At 63.2% G+C, this 9,335-nt stretch carries 10 protein-coding genes and 1 pseudogene; all 11 read right to left on the bottom strand.

The genetic code is table 11. The annotated features are described in order from the left end of the window. Positions 1-629: 629 nt before the first annotated feature. Entirely contained in the window at positions 630-1,013 is a 384-nt protein-coding gene (locus HNQ66_RS04520; protein WP_184141297.1) for a hypothetical protein, read from the bottom strand. A 131-nt stretch (positions 1,014-1,144) separates the two neighbouring features. Continuing rightward, positions 1,145-1,903: an ABC transporter ATP-binding protein gene (locus tag HNQ66_RS04515; RefSeq protein ID WP_184141296.1), complete on the bottom strand. Its 759-nt coding sequence runs from the start codon at positions 1,901-1,903 to the stop codon at positions 1,145-1,147. Further along, complete coding sequence (locus HNQ66_RS04510; RefSeq protein WP_210308669.1) at positions 1,904-2,965, bottom strand: FecCD family ABC transporter permease; 1,062 nt, start codon at positions 2,963-2,965, stop codon at positions 1,904-1,906. It lies immediately after the preceding gene. Continuing rightward, entirely contained in the window at positions 2,962-4,065 is a 1,104-nt protein-coding gene (locus tag HNQ66_RS04505; protein ID WP_184141295.1) for an ABC transporter substrate-binding protein, read from the bottom strand. The genes HNQ66_RS04510 and HNQ66_RS04505 overlap by 4 nt, the downstream gene beginning before the upstream one ends. Before the next feature lie 58 nt (positions 4,066-4,123). Then, positions 4,124-4,501 (bottom strand): annotated as a pseudogene (locus HNQ66_RS23530) (SCO family protein); the annotation flags it as partial. A gap of 12 nt (positions 4,502-4,513) precedes the next feature. Further along, positions 4,514-4,720, bottom strand: a complete 207-nt coding sequence (locus tag HNQ66_RS23525; protein WP_246434181.1) for an SCO family protein — start codon at positions 4,718-4,720, stop codon at positions 4,514-4,516. Further along, a complete protein-coding gene (locus HNQ66_RS04495; RefSeq protein WP_184141294.1) occupies positions 4,717-5,637 on the bottom strand; it encodes a copper uptake system-associated protein in 921 nt (306 codons plus the stop codon). Before HNQ66_RS04495 ends, HNQ66_RS23525 begins: the two co-directional genes overlap by 4 nt. Before the next feature lie 34 nt (positions 5,638-5,671). Beyond that, a complete protein-coding gene (locus tag HNQ66_RS04490; protein WP_184141292.1) occupies positions 5,672-7,084 on the bottom strand; it encodes a PepSY-associated TM helix domain-containing protein in 1,413 nt (470 codons plus the stop codon). A 49-nt stretch (positions 7,085-7,133) separates the two neighbouring features. Further along, entirely contained in the window at positions 7,134-7,799 is a 666-nt protein-coding gene (locus tag HNQ66_RS04485) for a helix-turn-helix domain-containing protein (RefSeq protein WP_184141290.1), read from the bottom strand. Positions 7,800-7,894: 95 nt separating this feature from the next. Beyond that, entirely contained in the window at positions 7,895-8,296 is a 402-nt protein-coding gene (locus HNQ66_RS04480; protein WP_184141288.1) for a hypothetical protein, read from the bottom strand. A gap of 116 nt (positions 8,297-8,412) precedes the next feature. Then, positions 8,413-9,327 (bottom strand): copper resistance D family protein, encoded by a 915-nt coding sequence (locus HNQ66_RS04475; protein WP_246434180.1) that lies wholly within the window; start codon positions 9,325-9,327, stop codon positions 8,413-8,415. Between the last annotated feature and the right edge of the window lie 8 nt (positions 9,328-9,335).

Here is a 9,335-nt window from a genome sequence, read left to right as displayed (position 1 = left end):
ACCATCGTTCCGCTCGTCCATTGAAAAATCGTCCTTCCAAATCAACGAGCAGAATCTCAAGCCCAAATCGCGCCGTTAAAAGGTGGGGTGTTCGTTGCGCTCACGATCATCCGAGGATAGCGGCTATGAATACGATGGGAGATCGTACCGCATTCAGGACACCTGCAATCTCGAGACCGACCATATGCGGTGACAACGATCGCATCTGAGCTGTGGTGCACTGCCTTTACGTTCAACTCGGCAGGGATCAGATCGGAAAGTCTAAACTGGGCTCGCATGGCGCTGATTCCACATTGGAAATCAGGCCAGCAGAATGCAAAACATCATCGAGATTGAGTCAGACCCCTTATTCCATGCCGATTGACAGCAAAGGGCAGCTGCAAGTGCGGTGGCAGAGAACATTATCTTCAAGGATTTCATCGGATATTCCTTTCCCATGTATTGAATCATGTTGGCGGGCGTTTCATGCGCATTGCGATCCCGGTGGATGGCTGCAACCCGCAGCGTCGCGAATGGGATCATCGCGAACGGAATTGCCCATGATTGAACGCTCCAGTGACGTCCGATGCGCGAGGCGCACGGACCGAATCTGACGGAAGCCAGCGCGCGATGACGTCAAGCCGGTTGGATCATGCCGTCAGAGGGGGAGCACGGGGACTGCCTGGATTATGCTCCGGGCCATGGATATGAAACGACTGGGCGAGATCGAAGCGAATGTCGTCGGAAGACAGCGACCATCGCAACCCGGTATCGCCGGATGGATCTGCGGCGAGCAGGTGCGATGGCATGTTGCAGCCAAGTGTGCAGCAATTCGGCAGCGCCGAATGATCGCCGGGCGGCGACGTGCCGTCATGATCGATGCTGGTGATGCAAAGCGGATTGCCGAAGGCGTCCAGCGTCGGCGTCGCCGCCATTGCTGCGCTCGCCCACGCGGACAGGAAAGATTGCAGCACGAGAACGCAAATCGCGACAAATGCGACTGCCGATCCTCGCCTATGCGCTGTCTGATCCACGTCCCACCTCCGATCTAAACGGTAACATCACGACATTTTCAGAACAACGAAACCGGCCTGCGGCAAAGCGCATCGACTTCCCGTGATACGCCTCACTTCGGGCTGTCTCGAAGAGCAATATTGCAACGAATTCATCCGCGGCCCTCCACCGCGCCGAGCGGCAGGATGACGGTGTGTCCTGACCTTGAGACAAGGATTTCAGCGTCGATGCCATAGACGTTTCTCAACATGTCCTCATGCAGGACCGAGCCGAACGGGCCGATCCCGGCAGCGCGGCCGCGATCGAGCAGCATGATCGTATTCGTATGGCGGGCGGCAAGATTGAGGTCATGGATGGCGATGATGACAAGCGCGCCGGTGCGCTCGACATAGGCGCGCAGCCGGTCGAACACCTGCATCTGGTGGCGGATGTCGAGGGCGCTGGTCGCCTCGTCCAGCAGCAGCAGCTTCGGTTCGCGCAGGAGACGCTGGGCCAGCAGGACGAGCTGCTGCTGGCCGCCGGACAGCGTGTTCATCTGGCGGGCATGGAGATGGGCTATGCCGAACTCCTCCAGCACGAATATGGCGGCGTCGACATCGCCGTTGTCGACCCGCCAGCCGAGCCTCTCGTGTCTGCCGAGCAGCACGGTTTCAACGACGGTCAGGTCGGCGCGCACCTGGCTATGCTGCGGCATATAGCCGATTTCCCCCAGGCGGACGGGCTCTCCTCGCCAGCGGACAATGCCAGAGAAAGGCAAAAGCGTTGCGATGGCGTTGATCAGTGTCGATTTGCCCGTGCCGTTCGGGCCGACGAGGCCGACGATCTGGCCTTCCGCCAGCCGTCCGGTGACACCTTCAAGAATCCTGCTGCGTCCGCGGGCGATGCTGACATTTTCGAGATGCAGTCCCATCTAGACCCCACCATTTCTGCCGCGCCGCGCGATGATCGCGAAGAGCATCGGCACGCCCGCGACGGCGGTGATGATGCCGACCGGTATGGCCGCGCCGGGCGAGATGAACTTGCCGAACACCGAAGCGCCGATCAGAATGATTGCTCCGGTGAGCGCCGACAGCGGCAGGGCAAAGCGATGGTCCTCACCGACCAGCGCGCGGGCGGCATGCGGCGCGATCAGCCCGACGAAGCCGATGGTACCGACGAAGGAAACGGCTGCCGCCGTTAGCAGCGCGACGATCAGAAACGTTCGCCGCCGCACCGCATCCACCGAAAGACCGAGGCTCACGGCATTTGCGTCGCCGAGCCGGAGCGTCGTCAGCGCCCAGGTGTCGCGCAGGACAAAAGGTAGGCTGGCAAGGAAGATCGCCCCGGTAACGGCGACGCTTGTCCACGTCGATTTCAGCAGGGAGCCGAACAGCCAGAAGACGATCTGCTGCAACACTTCCGGCGAGGCGAGGAATTGCAGGAGAGACTGCACAGACTGGAAAAAGAACAACACGGCGATACCGCCGAGCACGAGGATTTCCGGCGAGGCGCTACGCAGCCGCGCGACCAGATAGATAAGGCCGCAGGCGACGAGCGTCATGGCGAAGGCCGATGCCGGTATGACGAGATAAGAAGGCAGGGGAACGAGGCCCCCGTACATGATGGCGAGCGCCGCGCCGAAGCCCGCAGCAGCGGAAAAGCCCAGCGTGAACGGGCTTGCCAGCGGATTGCCGAGGATCGTCTGCATCTGGAGCCCCGCAAGTCCGAGGCAACCGCCGACCAGCGCACCCATCAGCGTCTGCGGCATGCGCAACTGCCAGAGGATGGTGGCTATAGACCGATCCGCTCCCCGGGGGCCGTCGGCAAGGCCGTGCAGCACGTCGGCAAGCGGCATGCCCGAAGGGCCTGTCGTCAGGTCGAGCATCATCAGGACGGCAAGGACGAGCGCGGCGGTGAGGATAGCCGCCGCGCGCCGTGCCGATACGCGGCGATAGCTGCCGCGCATAGCTTCGACGGAAAGTACGCCTGTCATTGCGGATCGGTCCGGTAAGGCAGAACGAAGACGCCATCGGCCTTCACCGGCAGCCATTTCTCATAATAGTCACGGATGTTCTGCGCCGGATCGACATCCTTGAACGCATCCGGATAGATCTGCTTGGCGATGTACTGCGCATAGACGTAGTCCGAAAGCGTGCGCGCCCCGCCGTGATAGATGGCGTGGACGCCGCCGTTCTCGGCGGCCGGGAGGTCGGACCAGCCCGGACGCGTGAGATAGGCTGCCATACGCTCGCGGGCGACGGCCGGATTGGCGCCGAAGCCTACGGCAACGGCTTCAGGCCTGTTCAGCCATTCCGAACCGCCGAGGAAGATCAGGTCGGGCTTTTGTGCCAGAACGTATTCCGGGCTTAACGGTCCCCAGTTGCCGATTTGCCCCTTGGCGATGTTGTGGCCGCCGAGCTTGTCGATCAGCGCGCCCCACATGGTGTCGCCATAGGAATTGCCGACCTCGGACGGTCCCTTCTGGGCCAGTTCAACATAGACCTTCTTTTCGGTCGGCCCCGCCTTGGCGATGCGCGCCTCGATATCCTCGAAGGCATGTTTGTAGTTATCCGCAAGCTTCTCTGCGCGGTCTTCCGTGCCGAGAAGCTTGCCGAGCGCCAAAGTGGAGACGACATGCTTCTCGACGGTCTGGGCATTGTAGTCGAGCGTCACGATCGGAATACCCGCCGCCTCGATCTGTTTCACGCCCTCGCCGAGCGCATCGTAATTCCATGCTCCGAGGATCAGGAGATCGGGCTTGGCGGCGATCACCTTCTCGACGGAGAAGGTATTGTCCTCGGTATTGCCGACATCGGGAATGGAGGCGAGCGCCGGAAAGACCTTTTCGTAGGCCGCGAACTGTTTCGGCCGCCAGTCCTTCCAGGTGGACTGCGCCAGCGCGACCACCTTGTCCATGGCGCCGGGACCGCCGATCGCCAGATAGTCTTCATAGTAGAAGCCGAGAACGATGCGCTCGGGCACTTTCGGAACCGTGACGGTGCGGCCTTTCACGTCGGTGACGGTAATATTGGCGAATGCTTGTCCGGCCAGGGCAATGAGGCCGACGGCGGTGGCGAGAAGTAGCTTTCTCATGGGGTGTCCTTCAATGTGAATATCGTTGCGATAGAGGCGCGCCCTGCGGCGATGCCGTTCAGACGTGGCGCAAAAGCGTGCTGCGGATTTTGTCGAGAGCTTCCTTCTGGTCTGCGCCGTAGGACAGCAGGCCTTTGAGGCGGCCATCCGCTCCGATCAGCAGCAGGGATGTGGTGTGGCTCATGTGATAGTCACCGTCCTCGCTCGGCAGGCGCGATGCATGCACCATCCAGCCGTCGATCACCTTCTTCATCTCCTCCGGCTTGCCGGTGATGCCGGTGATCCGGTCGGTGAAGGCGGTGACATAGCCATGTATGACGTCAGGCGTGTCGCGCTCCGGATCGATGGAGAAGAAATAAGCTTTAACGCCTTCACCTTCCGGTCCGAGCGCCTTGAGATAGCCGGCCACCTCATAAAGCGTCGTCGGGCAGACTTCCGGGCAATGGGTTTAGCCGAAATAGACCAGCGACGGGCTCCCCTTGAACAGTGATTGATCGACAGGATTGCCCCGGTCGTCGACGAGCGAGAATCTCGCATTGAACGGGCCGGGTCGCGGCGTATCCACCGCGACCCAGACGATGACGCCGACAAGGATCGTCACGAACAGCGTCGCAACGATCCCTCCCGCCAGCACGAACGGGTTGCGCTCCGTCATGGCTTGTGGTCCCCATGCGCCTTGTGCTGGTCATGCGCGCCGGCATCGTCCGCCTCGACCATCATCGTTCCCTCGAAGCTGGCGAAGAGGGCAAGCGTCTGCGGATCGATATGTTCTTCCGCCTCGGCGAGCTTTGTGACGATGGCTTCCGCCTCGTCGTCCGAAAGGCCCATCGTCTTCAGTGCTTCGGCCTGCTTCAGCCCATCGCCGCTGCACAGGTGGATACTCCAGCCGCCTTCCTTTTCCTTCAGGAGCGCGCGGCCGCCCCGCCCGTCCTGCGTCCATCCGGCAATCGCCCAGTCGCCCTCGACAACGACCGGCTGGACAGCAAGCGGCTTGTCCGCCGTCTCGAAGATCGCCTTCATCCTTGCCGGGATATCCTGTTGTGGATCGCCGGACATGGCGGCCATGTCATGCCCCGAAGCATGGTCGCCATGCCCCTTGGCGTGTGCATCATGCGACATGGCACCACCGCCCGCCGGACCGACGGCGAATTCGACGTCCACCGGACCGGCCTTTTCGAACACAAGCGTCGCCTTGATCTCCTCGCCTTCCTTGAAGGACTGGGTGACGTTCATGAACATGATGTGATAGCCGCCCGGCTTCAGCTCGAGCGTGCCGTGAGCAGGGACGGCGATGCCGCCCTTCATCTCCCGCATCACCATGATGCCGCCGTCCATCTTCATCTCGTGAATCTGGACGGTTCCGGCGCGTTCGGCGGTTGCGCTGACCAGCCGGTCCCCATCGCCGCCATTGGTGATCGTCAGGTAGCCGCCGCCGACCTTGGCTCCCGGCAGCATAGCGCGGGACCAGGGATGATCGATCGCGATCTCGCCGACCTTGAATTCATGGGCGAAAGCCGCGCCCGGAAGGGCGGCGGCGAAGGCGACGAGGAGGTTGATAAGCGTGCGTTTCATGAGGTTTCTCCACAATATTCGGATAAGGATGCGTTTAGCTGAGGGCGCGCTTGAGCGGCTTGACATGCCGGATCACCAGCATGTCGAGGGTAAGGACGGTCACGAGAACCAGGCCGGTGAGCGGAAACAGCAGCGATACCGCCAGCATGACCAGCGCACCACCTTTCCACAGGCCGAGTTTTTCCGGCACGGCCGGCGCGACGAGCCGGTTCGCGCCGGAAGGACGGCGCTTCCACCACATGACGACGCCGCTCACCGAGAGGAAGATGATGGCGAGGCAGAGCAGCGTGTTGAGCGTCAGGTTCCACAGGCCCATGTCGCCCTCATGCAAAGCGATGCCGACCGCCATTGCCTTTCCGGCGAGGCCGTAATCGGCAAAGCCGACATCGACGAGCACATTGCCGGTGTAGCGGTCGAGATGCATGGTGCGGTCGGACAGGGGATCGGCGCTGTCGTTGCTCATCGTGTCGCGGGCGATGGTCCAGACACCGTCCTCTCCACTCGGGAAGGAAAGCTGGAAGCGGCCGTCGAAACCGGCGGAACGGGCGAAGACGACCACGCTGTCGACATCGACCGGCTGGCCTGCCGCGATGGCCGCGTGTCCAGCATGGGAACCGGAGGCCGGCATCGGCGTCTGCTCCAGCGTCCACGGCACCTGCTTGATGCCGCCATGGTTCATGCTGGCATGGGTGGCGTCGGAGAGCGGCACATTGTCCCATTTTTCCGCCGGAAAGGTGCTCCAGGCCTGCGTCATCTTCTCCCCCCAGATGCCGGCCCATGACAGGCCGGAGACGAGGAAGGCGAGCATGACGATGGAGATATAAATGCCGACTGTCTGGTGCAGCGATTTCCACACCTGGCGACTGCGGCCTGAGAATTGAGGAACGAGCGAGCGCGCCAGTCCGCGCCCGTCGCGCGGCCACCACAGATAGATGCCGGTGACGATCAGCACGATGGCGAAGCCGGCGGCGATCTCGATCAGCCGGTCGCCGATATCGCCGATCAGCAGCGTGCCGTGGATGACATTGGCGAGATCGTAGAGGCCGTTGCGGCGCTCCCAGCTTCCCAGCACCGTTCCGCGATAGGGATCGACGGCGACCATCATCGACTGCGTATCGGTGTTGACGCGGAAGACCGCCGGTTCCGCCGGCGTGCGCGGCACGATGTACTGGACGAGCGTGCCGCCGGGAACGGCGGAAGCCGCTGCGTCGGCCTGCGCCGAAACCGCGAGCGTCTGTCCGGCCGGCGCGACGGAATGATATCTTTCCCCGTCGCGCCCGACGAGAACGGAAGACCAGAGCATGATCATCCCGGTCACAGCGAGCATGATCATGAAAGGCACGACATAGAGCCCGGCATAAAAATGCCAGCGCCATGTCGTCGTGTAGAAGCTTCTGGAAAGCGAGGTGTCGGCTTTTGCGGCCGGTGTGTCTGTAATGTGCGCCATGAGTGTCCCCCTGTCGGCGATCTATGAAACGGTTCTGACGGGCGACCACTCAGGCATGCAGATGCCCTGCGGCCAGCGCTTCCAGCGCCGTCCTGTCCGTGATGGTGATGAGTTCGGGCCGGTCGAAGGCGATCAGCCGCGACCGCTTGAGCGCGCTTAGACAGCGGCTCACGGTTTCCAGCGTCAGCCCCAGCCAGTCGGCAAGGTCGGCGCGGGTGAGATAGAGGGTGAAGGTCGTTCGGCCGCGGGCCAGCGGTGCGCCCGACTTCCGTGCGAACTGGTGGGCGAGATCGAGAAGCGCGGTGGCGACCCGCTCTGGCGCGGTTTTGCGTCCGAGCAGCAGCGCATGGGCCTGGGCGCGCAGCAGCATCTCGCGGATGGCGTTTCCGATCGACGCCAGCGCCCGCTCCGTGTCGATGGTTTCGACGCTGGTCAGCGTCAGGGTGACGGCCTTGCACTGGTGGATATCGGCGAGATCTGCGCCGAGCAGACGACCCGGCCCGAGAATATCGAGGATGATCCGGCGGCCGTCGGCCAGTTCACGGTAGAGCGCGACGCAGCCGTCTATGATACGCAGCGCCGTGGCGCGGGACGCGCCAAGGAGCAGGATCGGCATATGCGCGGCGATCCGGCTTTGATGCGGTAGCCGTCTTTCGGCCGGGCTGTCGATGAGAAGTACGGGCGCGCAGGCACCCAAAGCGGTCTGGTTGAGCATGGATTGCAATCCGGCGATGCGCCGGGGCTATCCGTTTCCCACGGAGTCCGTCCGGCACAAGCTGACAGGACTGCCGCGAAAAGCGCGGCAGCGGCTCAGGCTGTCAGGCCGGATGGCGGACCGCGCGGGGCGGCGTTCGGGGGAAAAAGCTGGCGATAGAACGCTTCGATGCGTACCGGCACGTAACGGTCGGCCTCCCGAAGGATCGGCTCGCCTGCCGTGTCGCCCGGCTGGGGAAGGATCACGGACGCCGAAAGGCGGCAGGCTTCGCAACCCGAGCCGGACGTGTGGCCGTCATCCTTCGATCCGCCATCCTCGGAGGTCATGCAGATGTCGGGAATTGTCCCACCGGGAAGCGTGTAGAGAGCAAGCTCCGCCGGCGTCAGCGCGTGAGCGACGGCGACGGGCGGCTTGTGGGCGAAGCCGACGAGCAGCAGCGCGAGCGCGCACAGCATGCGCACCGCCAATCGCCCGTCAAAGCCCGTCCGTGTCCTCATCGAATTCCCGTGTCACTCATAACAGCATCAAAACGATATTCCGGGACACTTTCCTGCGCAATGCGGCAAATGTACCGCCTCGCCTGATCGCCGTGTGTCAGTTCCAGAGCGCGCCATCATGGCCTGATCGTCAATCGGCCTTCGAGTCTTGCGATCTCGAAGTCGGTGATCAGCACGTCGACACGCACGTCCCATGTACCCGGCAGCGGCAGGACGATGCCGTCCGCCTGCCAGCTTCCCGTCTCGCGCCTTTCGGCTTTGCGCTTGAAGGGCTCAACACCAACGCTCGGATTGGAGAAGACGAATGTGACCTCCTTGGCGTCCAGCGGCCCGAGATCGCCCGTCATGATGAAGGCCGACACGCTGACCGGGCCTGCCCGGCCGGGCGTGACGGTCAGGTCCGCCATGGCCGTGGCTGCGTGGATATGAATGGAGGCAGGTGCTGCCGCTGCGGCCGCAAGAGCACGCGGCGGTGGCGTAAAGCGCCATGTGGCCGCGACCCCGAACATCAGCAGCACGACCAGCGTCTCCACCACGATGGAACGAACCAGCCGGCGCGTCGCGGAAGGATCGCCAGCCTCGACCGGCGCGGTCAGGAACCAGCGATTAAGAGCGGCGAGCAGGAACAGGCCGGCGAGCAACGCCAGCTTGATCAGAAAGACCTGTCCGTAGGCGGTCGAAACCAGCGCGGCCGGCTCCTGAACCTGCACCGCCGCCAGCACAATACCGGCGAGGATGAGGATCGCGACGATGACCGGAATGATGCGCGAGAAGCGGCGCAATGCCTCGATCGCGCCGGGACGGCTTTTGCGCAAAGCCAGGCCGAGCGGCGCAAGTGCGCCCATCCAGACGGCGATGGCGAGCGCGTGCAGGAATACCGCCGGCCGCATCATCCATTGCGGCGAGGCCGCGCTGGCATGGCCGGAAAGAGCAAGCGCCGCCCCGGCCAGAAGCCATGATGCGACGGCGGCCGCCTTGGAGGTAGATCCGTTCAGGACAATTGCGGCGCCCGCAAGGGCGAAGGCGAGCATCGCGGCGA

The sequence above is a fragment of the Shinella fusca genome (genome assembly GCF_014203155.1).
GTDB classification, from domain to species: Bacteria; Pseudomonadota; Alphaproteobacteria; order Rhizobiales; family Rhizobiaceae; genus Shinella; species Shinella fusca.
Note: the sequence above shows the minus strand (reverse complement) of the source record. Positions and strands in the feature narration are given on the sequence as shown.